This window comes from Enterococcus ureasiticus (genome assembly GCF_001730285.1).
Classification (GTDB): domain Bacteria; phylum Bacillota; class Bacilli; order Lactobacillales; family Enterococcaceae; genus Enterococcus_L; species Enterococcus_L ureasiticus.
This window is the reverse complement of record NZ_MIJZ01000012.1, coordinates 495,449-516,995: the sequence shown is the minus strand read 5'-3', so window position 1 is coordinate 516,995 and position 21,547 is coordinate 495,449. Positions and strand designations below refer to the sequence as shown.

The 21,547-nt window shown below is 35.0% G+C and carries 18 protein-coding genes; 7 read left to right on the top strand and 11 right to left on the bottom strand.

The window, feature by feature from the left end; genetic code table 11:
- Window positions 1–140 precede the first annotated feature (140 nt).
- Window positions 141–878, top strand: coding sequence for a helix-turn-helix domain-containing protein (locus BCR21_RS08425; RefSeq protein WP_069646018.1), 738 nt, complete (start codon window positions 141–143; stop codon window positions 876–878).
- Window positions 879–946: 68 nt separating this feature from the next.
- Here BCR21_RS08425 and BCR21_RS08420 read toward each other — a convergent pair whose 3' ends face one another.
- Window positions 947–1,945: a linear amide C-N hydrolase gene (locus BCR21_RS08420; protein ID WP_069646017.1), complete on the bottom strand. Its 999-nt coding sequence runs from the start codon at window positions 1,943–1,945 to the stop codon at window positions 947–949.
- A 235-nt stretch (window positions 1,946–2,180) separates the two neighbouring features.
- On the bottom strand, window positions 2,181–2,972 hold the full coding sequence (locus tag BCR21_RS08415) for a MerR family DNA-binding transcriptional regulator (RefSeq protein ID WP_069646016.1): 792 nt from the start codon (window positions 2,970–2,972) through the stop codon (window positions 2,181–2,183).
- Between the two features lie 327 nt (window positions 2,973–3,299).
- Here BCR21_RS08415 and BCR21_RS08410 point away from each other — a divergent pair, with 327 nt between their 5' ends.
- Both BCR21_RS08410 and BCR21_RS08405 read left to right on the top strand, forming a co-directional pair.
- Complete coding sequence (locus tag BCR21_RS08410) at window positions 3,300–5,915, top strand: Cna B-type domain-containing protein (RefSeq protein WP_069646015.1); 2,616 nt, start codon at window positions 3,300–3,302, stop codon at window positions 5,913–5,915.
- Window positions 5,916–6,160: 245 nt separating this feature from the next.
- A complete protein-coding gene (locus tag BCR21_RS08405) occupies window positions 6,161–7,027 on the top strand; it encodes a hypothetical protein (RefSeq protein WP_069646014.1) in 867 nt (288 codons plus the stop codon).
- Window positions 7,028–7,099: 72 nt separating this feature from the next.
- On the opposite strand, the gene BCR21_RS16640 is transcribed toward BCR21_RS08405, so the two are convergent.
- Window positions 7,100–7,267, bottom strand: a complete 168-nt coding sequence (locus BCR21_RS16640) for a hypothetical protein (RefSeq protein WP_240488079.1) — start codon at window positions 7,265–7,267, stop codon at window positions 7,100–7,102.
- 514 nt (window positions 7,268–7,781) lie between these two features.
- Between BCR21_RS16640 and BCR21_RS08400 the strand changes: the two genes are divergently transcribed.
- Window positions 7,782–9,554: a collagen binding domain-containing protein gene (locus BCR21_RS08400; protein WP_069646013.1), complete on the top strand. Its 1,773-nt coding sequence runs from the start codon at window positions 7,782–7,784 to the stop codon at window positions 9,552–9,554.
- A gap of 141 nt (window positions 9,555–9,695) precedes the next feature.
- Here the strand turns inward: BCR21_RS08400 and BCR21_RS08395 are convergent, their stop codons facing one another.
- From BCR21_RS08395 to BCR21_RS08375, 5 genes are all read right to left on the bottom strand, one after another.
- Entirely contained in the window at window positions 9,696–10,082 is a 387-nt protein-coding gene (locus BCR21_RS08395) for a VOC family protein (RefSeq protein WP_069646012.1), read from the bottom strand.
- A 137-nt stretch (window positions 10,083–10,219) separates the two neighbouring features.
- Window positions 10,220–11,644, bottom strand: a complete 1,425-nt coding sequence (locus BCR21_RS08390) for a glycoside hydrolase family 1 protein (protein WP_069646011.1) — start codon at window positions 11,642–11,644, stop codon at window positions 10,220–10,222.
- A gap of 46 nt (window positions 11,645–11,690) precedes the next feature.
- The gene (locus tag BCR21_RS08385) at window positions 11,691–13,589 is read right to left on the bottom strand and encodes a beta-glucoside-specific PTS transporter subunit IIABC (protein WP_069646010.1); all 1,899 of its coding nucleotides are present in this window, start codon (window positions 13,587–13,589) and stop codon (window positions 11,691–11,693) included.
- A 142-nt stretch (window positions 13,590–13,731) separates the two neighbouring features.
- A complete protein-coding gene (gene licT, locus BCR21_RS08380; protein ID WP_069646009.1) occupies window positions 13,732–14,580 on the bottom strand; it encodes a BglG family transcription antiterminator LicT in 849 nt (282 codons plus the stop codon).
- A gap of 272 nt (window positions 14,581–14,852) precedes the next feature.
- On the bottom strand, window positions 14,853–15,422 hold the full coding sequence (locus BCR21_RS08375) for a TetR/AcrR family transcriptional regulator (protein WP_069646008.1): 570 nt from the start codon (window positions 15,420–15,422) through the stop codon (window positions 14,853–14,855).
- A 148-nt stretch (window positions 15,423–15,570) separates the two neighbouring features.
- Here BCR21_RS08375 and BCR21_RS08370 point away from each other — a divergent pair, with 148 nt between their 5' ends.
- On the top strand, window positions 15,571–16,104 hold the full coding sequence (locus tag BCR21_RS08370) for a hypothetical protein (RefSeq protein WP_069646007.1): 534 nt from the start codon (window positions 15,571–15,573) through the stop codon (window positions 16,102–16,104).
- 142 nt (window positions 16,105–16,246) lie between these two features.
- On the opposite strand, the gene BCR21_RS08365 is transcribed toward BCR21_RS08370, so the two are convergent.
- Both BCR21_RS08365 and BCR21_RS08360 read right to left on the bottom strand, forming a co-directional pair.
- Window positions 16,247–16,855, bottom strand: a complete 609-nt coding sequence (locus BCR21_RS08365) for a hypothetical protein (RefSeq protein WP_069646006.1) — start codon at window positions 16,853–16,855, stop codon at window positions 16,247–16,249.
- Between the two features lie 90 nt (window positions 16,856–16,945).
- Window positions 16,946–17,272 (bottom strand): winged helix-turn-helix transcriptional regulator, encoded by a 327-nt coding sequence (locus tag BCR21_RS08360; RefSeq protein WP_069646005.1) that lies wholly within the window; start codon window positions 17,270–17,272, stop codon window positions 16,946–16,948.
- A gap of 472 nt (window positions 17,273–17,744) precedes the next feature.
- On the opposite strand from BCR21_RS08360, the gene BCR21_RS08355 reads away from it, so the two are divergent.
- Entirely contained in the window at window positions 17,745–19,253 is a 1,509-nt protein-coding gene (locus tag BCR21_RS08355) for a DUF1846 domain-containing protein (RefSeq protein ID WP_069646004.1), read from the top strand.
- A 432-nt stretch (window positions 19,254–19,685) separates the two neighbouring features.
- Window positions 19,686–20,882 carry an MFS transporter gene (locus tag BCR21_RS08350; protein WP_069646003.1) on the top strand — a complete coding sequence of 399 codons (1,197 nt, stop codon included), beginning with the start codon at window positions 19,686–19,688 and terminating at the stop codon, window positions 20,880–20,882.
- A gap of 288 nt (window positions 20,883–21,170) precedes the next feature.
- On the opposite strand, the gene BCR21_RS08345 is transcribed toward BCR21_RS08350, so the two are convergent.
- Complete coding sequence (locus BCR21_RS08345; protein WP_069646002.1) at window positions 21,171–21,527, bottom strand: VOC family protein; 357 nt, start codon at window positions 21,525–21,527, stop codon at window positions 21,171–21,173.
- Window positions 21,528–21,547 lie beyond the last annotated feature (20 nt).

Here is a 21,547-nt window from a genome sequence, read left to right as displayed (position 1 = left end):
ATGTTTAAGTGCTGTTTCCTGAAACCCTTGATAAATCAACATGATACGAATTGTATCAGATAAAAATCTAGAAATGATACGAAAAGTGGCTACCTTTTACCATATGTTATCAAGATAATAAAAAAGAAAGAGGTGATACCATGAACATTGGCGACAAAATCAAAGAACAACGCTTAAAAAAAGAACTGACTCAAGAACAATTAAGTGACTTATTAAATGTTTCTCGTTCTACGGTTTCTAGCTGGGAAGTCGGCAGAAATTATCCGGATTTAGAAACGATTGTAGCGATCAGCGACCTGTTCGGTATCTCTCTTGATAACTTATTACGGGAGGACACAGAAATGACAAAAGATTTATCGAAAAAAATGAGATGGAACAAGTATTATAAGCGGATATTATTAGTTATTGGCATATTAGCCTTGATCTATGTAGGGTTTAATACAAAACTGAGAATGGATGAAAAGCATTATTTAAAGAATCTTGCTGTGCATTCATGGGAGCAAGATGATTATCGGTACTCAGGGAGCTATGCTTTAGAAGAGGATGGCGTTTTGTATACAACCTATATCATAGAAACAGGATTCAATCCTATCCCCTTAAAAGAACACAATCCATGGGTAATCGCTCGAAAAGACAAGTTAGTAGTTGAAGTCAAAGAGAATGACAAACGTTATGTAGTGATTTCAAAAGCGAATGATCCAAAAGTGAAATATGATGCAACAGTTGAAGTAGCTGAGACTGGAAATTTAATAAAAAGCGATCCGAGTTGGTCAGATGCAAAAGAACAGTCTTTAAAAGCTTATTTGAAAAAATACCAAAAAGAATATGTAGAATTGCTGAAAGAGACGGTAAATAAAAGAAAAGAAATCGTTGATTAATTAATAACTAAAAGCGATCCACAACCTTTACTAAAAAAGGTTATGGATCGCTTTGCTATTTTAACGGCTTATTTTTTGCTATTCCGATACAAAATATCTTCTGAATCACCATTAGACCAAATTTTTCCAGAAGTCGCATCGAAATCTTCATTGTCTAATTGAATACAGCGGATCCGTTGATTATTGTATGTTTTATAATAATAATTCAGTGAGCTGTTCACCATAACAGAAGTGTATTGCGTATAATCATAGGCTTGCGTTGTTTTTACGACACCTTTAGGAATGTCAACATTAGCAAGGACATGAAACATTGAAGTCACGCCATCTAATTCTGTTTGAACATCTTGTAAGCAAGCTTTTAAGAAAGTAGCTCTGACAAATCTTGATGGCGGAGTAAAGTCACCAGGAAGACCAAAAGCACCAGCGCCTTCACCAAAAGGTTTCATGACCATATCTTTTAAATGTACTTCAGTTTTTTGTTCAGGTTGAAGACCAATGTAATTTCTTAGATTTGTAGTGTGCCATTTATAATCTGGGCTATTTGTCATGACACCGATCGTATTTTCGTGAATGTGTAATGTTTGTTCTGTGTATTCAATGACAATACTTTTTCCTGTTTTATCCGTCACGACCCAATGAAGAGGCAAGACGATTCCTAAGAAATCCAAGGCTGTGTTTTCAACTTGAGCATTTTCCATTATTCGAGTTACTTCTGCAAGTGTTGAACAGTTAGAGAGTAAAAATGGGACAACATCGTGCGGTGCTAAGGAGTATTTTTTATCGCTGTCTTGACTGTTATAATCAGCATAGCCTGAAAAATAAAGAGCAGCGCAAGAAAGTCCTTTTTCGTTCAAACCATCAGCGAAAACAAAGTGTTCCTTATCTACTTGACGCGCCATTCCCACAAAGGCATATTCGTTTTTTCGATCATAATTTTCATCATTAGCGAATACAAATTTTTTTCTTGGAATAAACGTTGGCTCAGCATCTAAAACAACTGCAAAATCCATTGTTCTAGCTAATAAAACATATTGATCTTTCGTTGTCATTGTCACACTTGTACACATCGATTATCGCTCCCTCTTTTATATGAAATAAATAGTATATCTAAAAAATAAGATTATAAGCTAAAGTGAACTTTCTAAAAGTTTAACGTAGTTTAAATTTATTATCAAATAAATAGTATAAAAGATTTTAATGGTGATGGAAACATATATAGATCGAGTAGCTTTTAAAATATATTCGTTATTGTTAAAAATGCCCAACAAAGGATTGTGGCAAACCAATTATAGATAGTAGGTATTATGAATACGAATAGTTGTTAATCATATTCGCATTCGTTTTTGATTTAAAATAAATAGTCACGCAATGTTGAACTTTTTCTTGCCCTTGTAAGGGATAACCAAAATCATAAAGGATAAAGCATTCAACCACATCAGAGAAGGAAATTCTTATTCTTTCCCACAAATTTAAAATATCAATTAAACACCCAATAAACAATACTTTCTTGTAAGTACCCTCTATTTTCTTTATGTCTAAATCCTCTCTCGGTAGAGTGCTGTCTGGTAAAATCATTCCCTCTAAAATATCGTTATTTTTAGTTAAACAGGAACATTGAGCAACAGAAAAATAATTGTTTTTTGATTCTGAATGAATTGCATTTAGAAGTTTTACTCTACTCGAAAAGAAGATAAAAGTGTAATTTACATACTCCTCAACAATTTCTAAAGAATGTTCAGTATCAATTTTTTGGTATTTTTTTATAATGTTTAAAAAATTGTTTGAATCATTGATTATTTTCTTTAATTTTTTCATTTGAATTTTTGATTGATAAATTTCATCGGTTATTACTGATTCAAATGTTGATAAATCACTATCGTATTGAGCAGATGAAATTTTCTGCAAGGGAACATTTAATGATCTAGCAGTTAGAAGCAATTCTAACTTGTCTAGTTGATCCCAACAATAGTAACGATAACCATTTTTTTTTCTAACTCCAGGTTTCAATAATCCAAGTTTGTCGTAGTATCTTAATGTATCGATTGAGACATTATATAAACTAGCTACTTCACCGATTGAAAAAAATTCATTCATAAAAACTCACTTCCCCTAGACTCTAGAGCAACTCCATAGTTTATAGTTGTTGTATTACATTCTTGTTTTACAAGAATGTATATAAAATACTCTACGGAATGCATATATCTATTTTTTATCAAATTATCTTATCATAATTGTTATAACGTAACAATTTAATATTTTTTTCGTCTATATTTTGAAAATATTTTTAAATAGGATCCTGAGGAAGTATTTATTGAACAGAGGATGGAATGATAAGTTGTTGAAATGATGGCTAAGTAATTTTTTAGAGATAGTTATGTAAAAGTAAGGGTATATCAAATTCTGAAGGAGAGAAAAATTTATATGAAAAAAATGTTGCGATTCGTTATGGTACTATTTATAGTAGCAAGCCAAATCCCTTTTAGTGTAGTATTTGCAGAAACCAAACCATTGATAAGTTATGGAAATCAATTTATAACCAATGTTAAAATAGTAGATAAAAATGGGAATGAAACATCTAACATTCCTATTAATTCAAATTTCAAGGTACGATATGACTGGTCAATACCAAATGATATCGATGTATATGAAGGCGACCAAATGGAAATTATTCTTCCCTCTGAACTCCAGACTATACAGAATACAGTTCTTGAATTTAAAGATTCAGCGGGAAACATTATAGCTTATGGACAAGCCACTAGCTCAGGTGGAAACAATTTTGTAGTGACTTTTACCGATTATGTAGAAACACACTCCAATATTAATGGTTTTTTTGAGTTTTATGTTGAATTTTCAACACAAGTAAAACCAGGCGAAGTAATTGATATAGTTTTTGATATTTCAGGAGCAACAGTTACGATACCAGTAACGCCAGAAGAGCCGGATCCAGGTCCTGGACCAGATCCTGAATCTAAGCCAGAGGAAGATAAGTTTTACAAATCTGGATACTTTGAGATGGATGGACCGGGGACACTTTCATGGTTTGTAAATATAATCCCGCCAAAATTTCAAGAAAATCCAGTATTTCCGAATTTATATGAACCACTGAACAACGTCACTTTATTTGATGAATTAGGAAACGGTCAGGAATTAATTAAAGGAACGGTACAAGTACGTCGAGCTTATGGTTGGACTGGTGGGGTTGTTTCAACAGGGGAATGGGAAGATTTCCCTGTGACAAACTATGACATTGCAAAAGGGACTTTTGAAGTGGAGCTAGGTAATATGGATGATGGTCTAGGAAGGCAAGTAAAATATATTACTCAAATCACTGATCCTTATCAAGAAGTTTTTGATAATAAAGTTACTGCCACCGCTGAATCGTATGAGAGAGAATCAAGTAAAACAATAAAATCAGAGGGAGGATCTGCTGGAGGCTCTGGAACAGTTGCAGGTTTTAGTGTCATTAAGCAAGATGGAGAAGGGAAACCTTTAAAAGATGCAGTTTTTGATCTGTATAGATATTCAAATACGGGAGAAAGAATGCTCGTTGTAAAAGATTTAGTATCAAACTCAGAAGGTGAGGTAAGCTATACTGGACTTAAGTTCGGTAAATATGAGCTAGTTGAAACCAAAGCACCATTGGGATTTGTTTTACTTGAAACGCCTTATGAATTCAATATTATAAAATCTGGTATAAATCAACTCGAAGTACCGATAGTAAATAAAAAAGAAATCACAGAAATCAAAGGCACAAAAACATGGGAAGACAAAGACAACCAAGACGGCAAACGCCCAGAAAAAATTACAGTCAACCTATTATCCAACGGCGCATTAAAAGAAAGCAAAGAAGTAACTGCCACCGATAACTGGGCCTACAGTTTTATAAACTTGCCTAAATATGAAGAAGGCGAAGAAGTAGTCTATACGATAACGGAGAATGCAGTGCCTGACTACACGACTGAAATAAACGGAAGTAATCTAATCAACCGTTATACACCAGGCAAAACCAGCGTGACTGTCACCAAAGTCTGGGACGATAACAACGATCAAGACGGTCTACGTCCATCAAGTATAAAAGTTCAACTATATGGTGACGGCAAGGCAATAGGGAACGAAGTCGAACTGACCTCAACGAGTAAATGGACCCATACATGGCGTGAGCTAGATGAAAAAGCAAATGGAAAAGCCATTGAGTATACCGTAAAAGAAATCAGTAAAGTAGATGGCTATACAACGGTAATAGAAGATAAAGATAAAAGCAATATCATCATTACAAACAGTCATACGCCTGGAAATACAGAAATCAAAGGCACAAAGATATGGGAAGACAAAGACAACCAAGACGGCAAACGTCCAGAAAAAATCACGGTCAATCTATTAGCCAATGGCGTACTAAAAGAAAGCAAAGAAGTATCTGCCGCCGATAATTGGGCTTACAGTTTTACAAACTTGCCTAAATATGAAGAAGGCGAAGAAGTTGTCTATACGATAACGGAGAATGCAGTGCCTGACTACACGACTGAAATAAACGGAAACAATTTAATCAACCGTTATGCACCAGGAAAAACCAGTGTGACCGTCACCAAAGTTTGGAACGATAATAACGATCAAGACGGTCTACGTCCATCAAGTATAAAAGTTCAACTATATGGTGACGGCAAGGCGATAGGGAAAGAAGTCGAACTGACCTCAACGAGTAAATGGACCCATACATGGCGTGAGCTAGATGAAAAAGTGAATGGAAAAGCCCTTGACTATACCGTAAAAGAGATCAGCAAAGTGGCTGGCTATACAACGGTAATAGAAGATAAAGATAAAAGCAATATCATCATTACAAACAGTCATATGCCTAATAAAGTTGAAAGTGCAACTAGTAAGAAGAAAGGGGAAAAATTAAACATAAGCTCAAACGAGAAGCGTTTACTGCCAAAAACGGGTGAACAAATTACTTCATCTATAGCTACTTTAGGAGGTATTTTAGTAATAATATCGCTTTTTGTATTTTCTCTAAAGAAAAACTTAAAAAACAAATCATAGTTTAAAAATTTTAGTTTCATTATAGAAGTCACTATGAGGAGCCAGTAAATACGCAATTTTTCCTCCACCTCCCGTACAAAATTGTATTCATTTGTGCGATCATAATTTTCGTCATTAATAAATAAAAAGATTCCTCAAAACTTTCTATAAGTAAAATCCAAAATAGTGTATTTATACAGAGTTTCAAGATTTAATGCTATGATGAGTTTATAGTTTATCCGTTAGCGAAAAGAGGAGGAGTTACGATGGGGGAACAACAAGCAGTAAAAAGTGTTCGTTTGCGAGCCATGGTTCATTTTAGTAGTTTGATCTATCTTGCAGTATTGCTATTTTTAGTAGTTAATCAACAAGGATTTATTGAAAGGATCGTTCGAAAAAATTTCAGGATCACGTTTAATAACGTATTAACTTTTTTTTCATCTAAAGATTGGCAAGCAAGCCTTGTCGATAATGTTCGGCAGATGATCAATCAATTAGCACTACTAGTGATTATTCAAAGTGTTGTTATAGTGATAGGATTAGTGCTGATCGGGTATTTTTTATGGCGTTTGAGAAAGAACGATCGTTGGCATTTGAGCGAAAAATTACTTGTTATTGGGTATGTATTTTTAATAATCAGCCTTTTGACGATTTTAACAAAAATGGCGATTGAAACGTATCAAACGTATACGATTATCGATCAAAGAATCAATAGTCTGAGCATAAATGAACTAAACACATTTCAAGAAAAGCTTTCTGATATTTTCCTTCAAAGCACTTTTAAGCTAGAGCAGTTGATTCCCAGCATAGCATCATTATTCGAACAACTGAGAGAATTGATCCAAACAACCAAAAATATCGCAGGAATTCCAAATCTGGTACAACAAACTTGGGAACAGTTACTTGTTTTGAAAAACTGGCTGGTTGGGTTAAGCATTAGCTCAGTTGGAATTATTCTGGTAGGGCATTTAATTGAAGGTATTCGTATCATTAAAAATAGTCAGTGGATAGAAGCGAAATTACAGCGGACGAAAAAAAGTCGACAGATCGAATTGAATGAAAGATTGGTAGAAGTGATTGAACAGCAACAACAGCTGATCGAGCTTTTGTCAGAGGATAAAAGTAAAACATAATCAGTATAACAAACGAGTAAAAACAGTTTATTTCCAAGTTTTTACTCGTTTTTATTATGTGAGTTATAGAAGCTAGTAATAGTAAGCTTTTTTGATGAGAACATCAAAATTTTCTCTGCGTGCATCTTCTTTGAAAATCACATCTGTCACATCTCTAGCAGTGATTCTCATTTCTTTGGTCAATTCAAAACCACCGGATAAATCTGCACGTTTCTCTTCCTTTTTTTCATCAGTGATCAAAGGGGGATTATCTAACGAAAAGTAACCAACAAAAATATCCTTTCTTGAAAAAGAAATCGAAGCACAGTTTAATCCAAAATTTACATGTCTCTTGAATCAGGTCAATACGAATGCTACTTGTTTTTTTTAGAAGAATTTGTTTCTCTGAAAAAGAAGTATTCGAAAAATCTTTATCGTATATTAAAACAGTTTGAGAAAAAGGGATATTGGGAAGTACCAATCGAAACATTGACTTTTTTATTAGGAATTCCTAAAAATTATCAAGTAGGATAAATTGACCAAAAGATCTTAAAACCAGCACTTGAAGAAGTAAGTGTATATTTTGATCATTTGTCGGTTTTTTTTATGCAAAATCAGCCGTTAAGAATTGAAATCATCATAATTTAATCTAAAGTGTATATGTTTTGACACAGATTCATTTATTGTTTAACATCAAAAAAGTTGCTTTTTATAAAAGTAATAAAGAATACATACTGGTCTATATCAATCAAAAGAAAGGGACGATGTATAAAAGATGTTAAAAAAATTATCATGGTGTTTAGTAATGTTTGTAGGTTTGTTAGGATTAGTCGGATTTAGCGAACAGTCATTAGCTGCGGAATTAAATAGTGGAGGATTTGTTGATTCGATCCACTTTGATAAAACCGAACTAATGGATGGAGAGCTGACCTCGATTCGGGTAACCTTTAGTGAAAAGTCGGATACCAAGCTAAAAGCTGGAGATGTCTTGACGCTATCATTACCTAAAGAGCTTGAAGGATTAGTAGAATCCGACAGCACGCCACGTGAAATTGATTTAAATGGGTTAGGTGCAACCCGTGTTTATAAAGATAAAGTTGTTTGTATATTTAATGAAAAAGTGAATCAGTTGGATCGTGTTCGCGGCGAGTTTACTTTTGGTGTACGTGTAACAAATATTGAGGAAAATACAACGAAGGAAGTACCAGTAAATTTGGGAACCTCTGTCACTGTAGCAAATATAGTGGTCAATGGACGTTCTGACGGTGATGTTGAAGGAGAGCTGCCGTTCTTTTATAAAACAGGCGATCTATTAGGGAAATCAGGTCAAATCCGTTGGTTCTTAAACGCTAATTTGAATAAAAGTGACCTTGCTAAGGATATTGTTTTGACAGATAAATCAGGTGGCGGCCAAGTATTAAATAAAGATAGTTTTACGTTTACTATCGATAATTATTTAGGGCAATCAACAGTAAGTTTGGAAGAGTTTGAAAATCAGCGATATGGAACAGTTGAGTTTGGAGAAGATAATGCTTTTGTGATCCGTTTATATCGCGACAAAGCACGTTTGGCTTCATTTTCAATCATGTACACAGCAACTATAACTGAAACTGGGAAAAAACAAGCGAACTTTACCAATGATTGTCAAATCGATTACCAACTTTTATATGAAAAAGCAATCAATGAAACGGCAACGCATAAAGTGAAGAATATCTTTTTAGATGGAAATGCTATCGGGGATGAAACTCAATTGATCAAAGAACCAATCGAACAAGAAGAACTCATCGAAGATGAATCAGGTCAGCTAGAAGAAATCACACCGCTTGATCCAGAACGACCGAAAGAAACCAAAGAAGAAGAATTAAATAAACCAAAAGAAGAGCGCCCAGAAATCCATGTTGGTGAGCAAACAGAACTCATCGAAGATGAATCTAGTGAGCTAGGAGAAATCCAACCGATCGAGGAAGAAACGGCAAAAGAAAGTAAAGAAGAAGAGCTAAATAAAGCCAAAGAAGAACGTCCAGAAATCCATGTTGGCGAGCAAATCGAACTCATCGAAGATGAATCCAACGAACTAGGAGAGATTCAACCAATCGAGGAAGAGAAGGTAAAAGTAAGCCAAGAAGAAGAATTAAACAAAGCCAAAGAAGAACAACCAGAAATTCACGTATATGAACAAATCAAAACAATAGAAGATGAATCAAGTGAGTTAGAAGAAATCAAACCAATCGAACCAGAGACCGTTGAAGTAACGGAAGTCCCAACGCTAGAACCTGCAATTTCTGGTAAAGAGGTAGAGGTACACCAAGATAAGCCTGTAAAAGAGGATATTAAACCAAATGGGCATGCAGAAGGTGAACTAATATCAGTAAAAGAAGAAAAAAAACAACCGAAAGCAAATAAAATTCTTTTGAATGCATCTAAAGCTCAATCAAAAGAACAATTACCAAAGGCAGGAAGTAAAGATAGCTACGTTACGATGATTGCTGGTTTTGTAGTCATTTTCCTAACTATGAGTGTTTTTGCATTCAGCCATAAAAGAGTCTAATAATTCGATAAACAAAAGTAATCTGTATAAGCAGGCCACTAAAACTTGGCTGTCTATACAGATTATTTTATGGTTTAAAAAGTAAGCGGTAAAAAATCTCGGTATAAAGAGAATACTTAATCTAATAAAATAGAAGTTAGTTTATTTTCCAGCGAATACGAACTGCCAAGTAATACCAAATTTATCAGTTAGCCATGTTACTTTTTGGAAAATCCCAGCAGGTTCTGGTCCCATCATAACAAAGCCATCTGCAGCTAAAGCTGAGAATACTTGATCAAATTCTTCTTCACTGTCCATTTCCACATATAAGGAAAGATTCCAACCTGGTGCAACTGGATTTTCTGGTCCCATTTCTAAAAAGTAGATTGGGGTTCCATTTAAATCTAATTGTCCGTTTAAGATACGTTCAGGGTATTCATCATAATAAGTGACTGCTTGAATCTTGGTGTTTGGAAATGTTTCTACATAGAAATCCATTTGATTTTTAGCATGTTCAGCTACTGATATAAACGTTATTGGTTGTTTCATTTTGGTCACACTCCTTTTATTTTTACGATAACAGATTTAGCCTTAATATCAATTGATGCGCTCAAAATTTTACAAGAAAAACGGTGTAAGTAACTTGGCTTCGCAAATTACTTATACCGTTTTGTATCAGAAGTGCCTTAAGAAAGATTTTCCCCATTCGATTCGATTACTTGTTTGTACCAATGGAACGATTTTTTTCGACTTCTATCAAGCGAACCATTTCCTTCATCATCGCGGTCAACATAAATGAAACCATACCGTTTACTCATTTCTCCCGTTCCAGCGCTGATTAGATCGATACAGCCCCATGGTGTATAGCCAATCAAGTCGACACCATCATCAATTGCTTTTTCCATTTCAATAATATGGCGTTTGAAGTAATCGATACGGTAATCATCATTGATCGAGCCATCTGCTTCTACTTCATCGAAGGCACCAAGACCATTTTCTACGACCATTAACGGTACTTCATAACGAGAATAGAGTTGATTTAACGTATAACGCAAGCCAACAGGATCAATCTGCCAACCCCAATCACTGGTTTCAAGATATTCGTTTGATACGCCGCCAAACAGATTCCCACCGGTTTTATCGTCACGAGACTCTAAATCATCTGTGATACAAGTGGTCATGTAATAGCTAAATGTATAATAATCCACTGTTCCAGCTTTGAGAAGTGCTTTATCTTCTTCTGTGATTTCTACCTGAATAGTATTCTTTTCAAAATAACGTTTCATGAAGTAAGGATATTTTCCTTTGACTTGAACATCGCCACAGAAAAAATTGAATTTTTCGTTGATTTGCTGTGTTTTCAAGACATCTTCTGGTCGACAAGTTTTTGGATACATAGTGATATAGGCTAACATACAGCCGATTTTAAAGTCTGGATTGATTTTGTGACCCGCAATAACGGCTCGCGCTGAAGCTAGAAAAACATTATGCAGTGCTTGGTATTGTTCAGTTTCGGTATAGTCACGATTGAATAAGCCACTGATTCGTTTACCATGATCCATTGTACCAAAGTTGATTTCATTGAACGTTAGCCAATATTTTACTTTATCTTTATAGCGCTCAAACAGAGTCGTAGCGTAATGCTCGTAAAAACCAATCGTCCGTTTGTCTAAAAAACCATCATAGTTTTTTCCTAAGCTAAAAGGCATTTCAAAGTGGGAAATCGTGACAAGTGGTTCGATCCCATATTTAGCGAGCTCATCAAAAACATCATCATAAAATTGTAAACCTGCTTGATTGGGAGTTGCTTCATCTCCATTAGGAAAGATCCGAGACCAAGCAATCGACATCCGGTAAACTTTAAACCCCATTTCTGCAAATAAGGCAATATCTTCTTTGTAACGATGATAAGAATCGATCGCCGTATGACTTGGATAGTAATATTGGTCTGTATCGATCTCTAAATCGAATGCGCGATGTGTATTGGCTGTTCGACTTCCAGCCCGATTATGATCGCAAATAGAATCTCCTTTGCCATCTTGATCCCAGGCACCTTCACATTGATTAGCAGCTGTTGCGCCGCCCCATAAAAAATTCTTTGGAAAACTCATGTATTTTTACTCCTTTATAAATAAAATTAGTTTTGATTCAATACAATCAATTTGAAATGATCGCAGTGATTAAGAGGTCACCGTGCTTGATTGATGTTTCAGAAGTCGCGATCACATCAGCATAGTCGGGTGTATTTGTAATGATGATCGGAACTTGTGTGCTGTAGCCTGCTTCCTCAATCGCTTTAATATCAAAGGTAACCAGTTTATCGCCTTTTTTGACTTTCGCATTTTGCACAACGAATGATTCAAATCCCTCGCCCTCTAATTGAACAGTATCGATGCCGATATGGATCAATAGCTCAGTTCCATTATCTGAAATTAAACCAATCGCATGTTTGGTAGGGAAAAGAGTCATTACTGTCCCATCAAATGGTGCTACAATTTCGTCACTAGTCGGTTCGACCACCACTCCTTTACCCATGATTCCTTCTGAAAAGGCCCCGTCTCGTGCTTCACTTAACGGCAACACTTTACCTTCTACAGGAGAAAAAACGTCGTCTTTCGCTAATTTCTTTTTGTGTCCTGTAGCGGCAAGTTTTGCTTCTTCTTTTGATAATTGAATTGTCGGTTCATCATCTTTAAAGCCTAATGCCCAAGCCAAAGCAAAACCAGCTGCAAGTGCGCAAATATCTAATATCACATTGTAGATAGCAAATTTTATATCGCCATCTGGTGAAATGGACGATGTATATCTAAAAATACCAAGACCACCCATTTGATAACCTTGAATGCCTAAACCCATGGCAATAGCACCAGTCACACCACCAACAATACAAGAAGCCCAGAAAGGTTTCTTTCTTGGTAAGGTGATCCCGTAAATTGCCGGCTCAGTCACACCAAACAGTCCTGAGATAAAGGCTGGAATGGATAATTCTCTTAATTTCAAATTTTTCGTTTTTAACATGACCGCAAGTACTGCACCTGTTTGAGCAAAAGATACGCTTCCTGATCCAGTTAAAAGAGAGGTTGGTTGCCCTTGAGATAGTGCAATGATAACAAATGGAATAAGCGCCCAATGCATCCCGAACATAACGAGAATTTGCCAAGAGAAACCAAGGATTGCACCAAAGATGATCGGATTGAATGCTTGAATGGCAAGTAACCCATTTCCAAGTCCGTCAGAAACAACATTCATGATCGGTCCAATGACTAGGAAAGTTAGTGGAATCGTGATGATTGCCGTAAAGAATGGGACTAAAAATAGTTTTACAACGTCTGGGATGACTTTTCTTAACTGCTTTTCTAAGAATGCTGCGAATGCAGTTGCTGCAATAATAGGCATAACGGTTGAACCGTAACCCGCTACTGGAATCGAAAACGGAATCCCAAAGAAATTCAATCCACCACTTTCCGCAAATGTTGCTGTAGCAGAACCGTCAATAAATCCAGTGTAAACCAGACTGGAAGCAATCATCATTCCTAAGAATGGTGAACCGCCAAACTTCTTCATTGCTGTATAGCCAATAAAAATCGGCAAGAACAAGAAGAGCCCATCTCCCATTGCATTAAAGACTGCATACGTTGGACTGGCTGAAAAACCAGCTCCTAAAGCAAAGGCCAAAATAGCATTGACCCCTTTTAACATACCTGCTGCAGATAAAGGTGCCAGAATAGGTTGAAAAATGCCTGAAATCATATCTACAAATCGATCGAATAAATTCCCTTTAGGTCCATTGTCCGCAACAGGTTCTAAAACGCCTAAGACAGCATCAACATCTTTGCGAACGTCAGGTACATGATTCCCAATCACGACTTGATATTGTCCGCCAGCTTGCATGACTGTCACGACCCCATCCATATTTTTTAAGGCTTCGGTGTTTGCTTTACTTTCATCTTTTAATTTAAACCGAAGGCGTGTGATACAGTTTGTTAAAGAATTGACGTTTTCTTTGCCCCCAACTTCTTTTACAATATTTTTTGCAAGTTCTTCGTATTTACCCATTTTCGTTCCTCCAAATGATTTATTATTTTTTATTCAGAGGTCTCGCCAACTTAATGTCACGATCCAGCGCCTTTCCACAGGCAAACGATTTCCTACGCTCCTTTTTAGGGAAATAATATAGATGAAGAGAATTTCTCTCTAACTAACTTGTTTTATCGATGATTCGAGCTAAATGGATGGTGATATAGACTTGCTCATCCTTTGATATCGTGTAATTGCGTCTATTTTTTAACAATTCAGTGACTTTTTTTGTTGCCTCGAAAGCTTCTGGGTATTGATTTGTGACAAGTGAAAACAGCTCATTTTCGACTTGGTCTGCAGAGGTCTTGGCGGGATGAGCTTTTAATACTCGTTCAGTGAAGAATTTTAAATGTGTAATAAATCGCTGAAAATAAATATCATTTTCAGCAAAATTAATTCTGAGTGTATATTTGATGATGGTCAATATTTCTTCAATCAACTGAGTCAGACTGACGGCATCTTCATGGTTGCTGTCGAGTTGAGCATTTGTGATGTGCAAAGCTAGAAAACCTGCTTCATCATCAGTCAAATTTACATGTAGTTGCTGATTGACCATTTGGATAGCCGAACGTGCTATATCTAATTCGACTGGAAAAAAACGTTTGATATCCCATAATAAAAAGTTTTTTACTTGGATATTCTTTTCAGCTCGTTGGATAGAGGAGTGTAAGTGATCGGCAATCGCAATAAAAGACGACTCATTTAATTCTTTTTTTAATACATTTTTCGCATGGGATAATATTTTATAGGAAATCTCAATAATTTCTTCTGGGATTTCTGCAAATAATTGTTCGATTTGTTCAGGTTCAACCTGGTTCTCTAATTTAAAAACCTTCTCGATTTTTGCTGTGTCAACTTCTGAGCCAGCTTTCATCTGGAATCCCAAGCCATTGCCCATAAGAATGACTTCTTCATTATCCTCATTACGAACAATGACCACATTATTATTTAAAATTTTTAGAATTTCCAAAGCATACGACCTCCTTTTACATTGACTAAAGAGATTGAAAATAGAAAAAAACCTAAACGAGTCCCTTTTCAGGCATTGTTCAGGTTTAGCTTAACTTAATAATCACTATCCATACAAGACAAATATACACCACTAAGAAAGCGCTGTCAATCGAGTTTTCATAAAAACTATGGGGAAGGATAGAGCAGAATTTTTAAAGGCAAGAGTGGTATACACCCCATTGCTGTTACTAATGTCTAGCAATGGGGTGTTTGCTAATTAAGCATTGATGTTCATTGAGTTGAATGAGGGAATAGTCCATAGAAAAGTAAGTGCAAAAGTTGTTCTATTTGTTCAGAACTGTTTTCGTGAATATAGTGATTCGTCTCATGAAAAAATAACTTAAAATGAGTGATTAAAATTTCCTCTGAGTATGCAGAAGAAATGTAACCTTCTTTTTTTCCTTGGTCTATTAATTTGCTGTAAAAAGACTCCATTTTTTCTTCTGCTTCATGAAGGAAATAATGAGTTGTTATGGGATTTTCTTGATTTAAGGTTATCAGAATTTTAATGTTTTTTGCTTCGTGCATCATTAGATCCTTTATCTTTTGGCTAAAAGAAAGCTCAGAATCCAGTATCATTTCATATTCTGCAATTCTCGAATCAATCCAGTGATCAACTGTTTCTTGAAACAACTGTTCCTTGGTACCAAAATAATTATAAATCGTTGCAGGTGAAACGCGAGCTTTACGTGCAATTTCATCAACTTTAACTTTGTCAAATCCGTATTTCGTAACTAATTCAAATGAAGCTGAAAAAATTTGCTTTATTTTTTGTTGTTTTCTTTTATCAAATCCGTCCATATTTTGCTCACCTCCTAGTTATTATAAAATAGGTTTTGTAGTTATTCAATAATTTAACTACATTTCTTGTTGAAAAAAACAATTTATAGTTATATACTTAATGTATCTATTTACTACATAACTATTTCAAGGAAAGAAGGAAAGAAACATGGATATTGAGATTCCAACGATTTTACACGAGGTTTTTGGTAAGCGGCAGCGCGTAACGCAGCTAATAGGTATTTTGTCCTTTGGAATAATTCTTACTACACTGTTGTTTATGTATTATCCTAGTGTTTATTTACAAATTTCTTTGTGGAGGAGGATAGCAGCATTTGTGTTCGTAGTTGATATTTTTTCTGGATGTATTGCGAATTTTACCAAGTCTACCAATAACTATTATGCAAACGATAAATTGAAACAAATCATATTTTTATCTATTCATTTCCATTTGATCTTAGTGGCAATTTTTCTAGGAATTTCTATTTGGAGTTTTTTATTGGTTTGGTTATATACAATTGTGTGTTCTTTCATCATTATTTTTTTAAGGAAAGATGATCAAATTTTTGTAGGAGGATTCTTATTATGTGTCGGACTAGCGGCTATTGTCATGCTTGAAATGGAAGGATTCATGATGATTGTTAGTATGCTTTTTTTGATTAAGGTATTATTTAGTTTTAGTGTGGATCACTATCAAAAATAAGCCAGAGTGATTTAATCTGAGCATTACCTAGAAAACTTATTTGATAAAACTAAATCTATTTGTTCAGATACTCAGAAATTAAAGGACAGAAAGAGAAGGCATTATTTAGCAGAATACTCAGTACTAAATAACGCCTTCTCGTCTAGTCAGCTGTTGTAACTTTTAAGTCTTTGAAAAATGCTTCCGTGCCAATATCAACAAATAATCCAATCTTGCCTCTAGTATCAGCACCGTGTTTCATATTTTCCACTACTAAAACAGGTTCTTCGCTATTGTTTAGATAAAATTCTCCTTGAGCCCCGTTGATCACAGCTTTTAAGCTGATCCATTCATCAAGTCCAATATCAGCCGGACCTTCAAAATCGGTAATACCAAGATTTCGAAAATAGTCAAACGTGTATTTAGGATAGGAAAAATATTGAACCCCACGATTTTTTCTTACAGGATCTTCTATGCGGCCATTTGTCGGTCTGACGTAGAATGATTCAAATTTTGTATCTGTGTCATTGATTCTAAAGGCAATCCCAATAAAACCACGCGCAAAATCTGGCGCATCTGGTAATAAGCGACTTAACATTTTCACTTCGATTGTGCCATTATGAAAAGATGATTCTGCTAATTTAGCATATGTATTCTCATCAAATTCCATCAGCTTGTCTTTTTTTACAACTCTTAAAACAGGTTCGCCGTGTAGCTTTGTATACTCAACGTCGGTATGAACAGCTTCGATGGGTGTAGTTTCAGTATTCATTTAGATATCCTCCTCATAATTGCGTATCGCTTTAATAAAAGTATAGACAATTTTCCAGAAAATGTTAAGTAGGCACTAATTTGTAACTATCTATCCAAGCTGCTTTTTATAAAACTGCCCCCATTGTCTCATGGATTCAATAACAGGGAGCAACGTTTCTCCTAGTGGTGTTAATTGATATTCAACATGAGGCGGCACTTTTTGAAAATCGACTCGTTCTACAATGCCATCTACTATCATGGAATTAAGACTCTCAGTCAACACTTTTTGGGAGATTCCAGATAATGAGCGTTTTAGCTCAGAATTTCTTTTTGGCCCAGTGATCAGATCTCGCAAAATCAATGTTTTCCATTTACTGCCGATCAATTGAACAGTAGTCGCCACGTCGCAAAGCGGCATTTCTTCTTTTTTTATCATTGAAAATCAGCTCCTATGTATGATGTCTAAGACACTAGCGTCTAGGTTTATTATAGTTTTTTTAGCAACTGAAAATAGATAATTAGACTTAGGAAAATTGACTCTAAAGGAGGGTGCTCTTTTTTTCTTAAAGAGTAGAGTGATAAAAAAATTAATCACTACTACAATATAGTAAGCAACAAGCGTTACTACAATTTTAGAAGTAATATCTTTATGGCTGAAACTCCTTGTTTAGAGCTTCAGCTATTTCTTGACGTATCATTATTATACCAAAGTAATGGGTGTTAGGAATAAACTATTTCACTTTAGACAGTTGTTTATAACGATAAAAAGAAACTGTGAATTCTTTAGTATTAAAGGAATCAGGGTTTTTATATTATTCTTCATTGTTAAATTTTAAAATTCCATATCGTAATCAGCAATAAATAAGTTTATAATAGATGACAGTATACAAATATCGGAGGGTTCTCACGTGAAAAAACTGGGTTTTGATCCACAAAAGTACATTGAAGAACAATCAAAATATATTCTTGAAAGAGTTAATCACTATGATAAATTATATTTAGAATTTGGCGGTAAATTAATCGGCGATATGCATGCAAAACGTGTTTTACCAGGATTTGATGCGGATGCTAAAATCAAACTTTTGCAAAAATTAAAAGATCAAGCAGAGATTTTGATTTGTGTTTATGCAGGTGATATCGAGCGGAATAAAATTCGTGGGGATTATGGCATCACTTATGATATGGATATTTTACGCCAAATCGATGAATTAAGAGAATACGGCTTAGCCGTTAATAGTGTGGTCATTACGCGCTACAGCGGACAGCCTTCTACAAAAATGTTCATTAACAAGTTGGAACGAAGAGATATCAAAGTGTATAAACATGGGGCGATTGAAGATTATCCATCAAATCTTGAAAAAATCGTCAGCGAAGAAGGCTTTGGTAAAAATGATTATATCCCAACAACGAAACCAATCGTGGTCGTGACAGCACCAGGACCTGGTAGCGGGAAATTAGCAACGTGTTTGAACCAACTGTATCATGAAAGTCGTAACGGTAAGACCGCCGGCTATTCAAAATTTGAGACTTTCCCAGTTTGGAATGTTCCGTTGAAACATCCACTAAATATTGCCTATGAAGCAGCGACCGTTGATTTAAAAGATGTGAATATGATCGATTCATTCCACTTTGATAAATACCAACAAGTTGCTGTTAACTATAATCGTGATGTGGAGACCTTCCCAGTAATCAAACGAATCATTGAAAAAATTACCGGCGAAGAATCGGTTTATCAATCGCCAACGGACATGGGAGTTAACCGTGTCGGGTTTGGGATTATCGATGATGATGTAGTGAAAGAAGCCTCTAAACAAGAAATCATCCGTCGCTGTTTTGCCACAGAATGTGACTTTAAAAAAGGCTTGATCGATGAAGAAACAGTTAATCGCATTAAATTGATCATGGAAGAAGTCGAGCTTAAAAAAGAAGACCGCAAAGCGGTATTGCCTGCTAGAGAATATTCAGAACGATTAAGAGAACAAACCCAAAGTAATGATACACCTGCCGTTATTGCGTTTGAGTTAACAGATGGCAGAATTGTAACAGGAAGAACCAGTAGTTTAATGGATTCTTGTTCATCGGCTATTTTGAATTCTATTAAGACATTAGCCAATATATCGGATGAAATTTTATTGCTATCTCCAGTGATTCTTGAAACGATTCAAACGATGAAGAGAAAAGATCTACACAGTAAAATTACAGCTTTAAAAGCTAATGAAATTTTGATTGCTTTAGCGATTAGTGCCGTTACGAACCCGACAGCACAATTGGCGTATGATAAGTTATCTGAATTAAATGATGTACAAGCACATTCTACTGTGATGTTGAGTAAGAATGATGAGCAAACTTTGAGAGAGTTAGGATTGGATATTACGAGTGACGCAGTTTATCCGTCTGAGAATTTGTATTATATTTAGGTTGGTGTGACATTTAGGTATTAATAGAAATAACAGGATATGATCATTTATATTGCTAGTATTTAACTAAAAGACAAGTAGTCGACTATCTGACCACTTGTCTTTTTTTAGACGTTTGATGCAAATTGTTTTTTTGTACTATGCGAAAAAAAGTTTATATTGCTTATCTTTGTGCTATTATTAAATTAGGTTTATTAGTAATCGATGTGGTAATGATGGCAAAAAAACTTATTTCAAGCTTGTTCTAACTAAATTATTATTATGAAGCCAAGAGATACAGTAGTAAATTAAACACAATGGTACGATCAATGATAGTGTACCAGTAAGAGGAGAATCTGCTTATGAACATTTAAAATTACTTTACTTTGAAAGAATTAAGAAAAAATCAAAGAGACAAATTTCTGTTTCTTGATAAGTAAAGGTGAGAAAAAAATGGAAAAGAATAGAGCGTTCAAAAAGCTTGTTATCGGTCAAATGTTTGCGAATATTGGCGATATTATTTACACAATTGCTGTTGTGAGTTCGGTTTTTACATTAACAAACTCTGCATTAGCGGCTTCCTTAGCACCCGTTATTATGACTGTTGGGACAGTATTTTCAGGATTGCTAACGCCGGTATTAATTAATTATGCTACATTGACAGATATTTTACGAAAAACTCAATTATTTAAAACATTTATATTAATAGGATTGGCTGTTTATTTAAACTTAAAAGTAAATACTGAAAATCTGTTCTTTTTATATGCATTTATTTTTAGTATTTCTTTTTTGGACGGTTGTGCAGAACCAATCACGAGGGCACTTATACCTCATTACGCTGCAAAGTCTTATTTGATTCGTGCGAATAGCATTTTTAGTACAATGCTTCAAATTGTCAGTATCGGCGGATGGGCAGTGGGCTCTTCTTTATTGATACTTTTCTTTATATCAGGCCTAATATGGATCAATGTTGGGATATTTACTATTGCTACGTTAGCTTTTTGGTATTTACCAACCGTTTCTACGACTGATAATGCTGATGGAGATAGATGGAAAGACCTGATTTCTGGATGGCAAGAAATACGCAAAAAACCGATTATATTTACAATTGTGAGTATGGATATCCTTGAGAGTATTGCGAATACGGCGTGGATATCAGCCGTTGTATTGGTTTTTGTGAAAGATGTTTTACATGTTTCAGAGAACTGGTGGGGCTACATTAATGCTACTTATTTTCTTGGTGCTGCTCTGGGAAGTATAATTGTATTTTATTTAAATGTAATGGTTGACAAGAATAAATCTAAAGTAATAGTCATCAGTTCAATTTTTGGAGGAGTCATTACATTACTCGTTGCTTTAGGAGGAAATCCGTTTCTTATTTTAGTGTATTCAATTCTGATAGGTGTCTTTTTGCAAATTAAGAATATCCCTCAGGCGACGATCTTACAACAGAAAGTCGATAGAAATAAATTAACATCCGTGTATGCTGCAACAGGTATATTAAATACTGCAACTTTTTCTTTATCCTCACTGTTGATGGGAGCTGTAGCAGATACGTTAGGCGTGAATATTGTTTTTGTCCTTTCAGCAATACTCTTATTTGTGGTTGCTTTTGTAGCGAGAAATAAAAGGAAATTGCTAGATGAGTAGGCAAAGGGAGTAAAATGTCAATTCAACTAATAGTAATGAAGGTAGTTTATAGAATTATAGTGACTATTATGAGATCTGAAGGGAAGTCTACCTCAGGTCTCTTTTCTTGTTGAAAAAAATTGTACTAAATGAATAAAAAAGCCGTGGCCCCTTTTTCAGTAAAGGTTTCATGGCTTTATTAATAGATGTAATTTGATAAATTAAAGTCAGAATTTCTAGAATTAAAAAACGACGTATCATTTATCTGTCATTTTAGAGTTATATTCATTATATAAGCACTGTTTAAATCTATTCTTGAGCGTATAACCAATAGAACGATAACTTATTGCCATCAGGATCAGAGAAATCAACGTATCGAATGATACCTGGTACATCCTCTATCACCTCGTCAACGATTACGCCAAGTGTTTTTAAACGTTCAAATTCTGTGTCTAAATCTTCCACCTCTAAACGTAAAACGTTCTCTGAAATAGTCATTTTTTCTTCGAACAGTTGAATCCAAACCGAACCAATTTGATACTCAATAACGCCTTCAACAGGGATAAGTTTCTCATCACTCATAAGAAGTTTTTCATACCAACTTGCAGCTTCCTCCAAATTACTTACTGGTAGCCCTACAGTGATACTCTTTACATTTAAACTCATAACTATTTCCTCCATTCCAT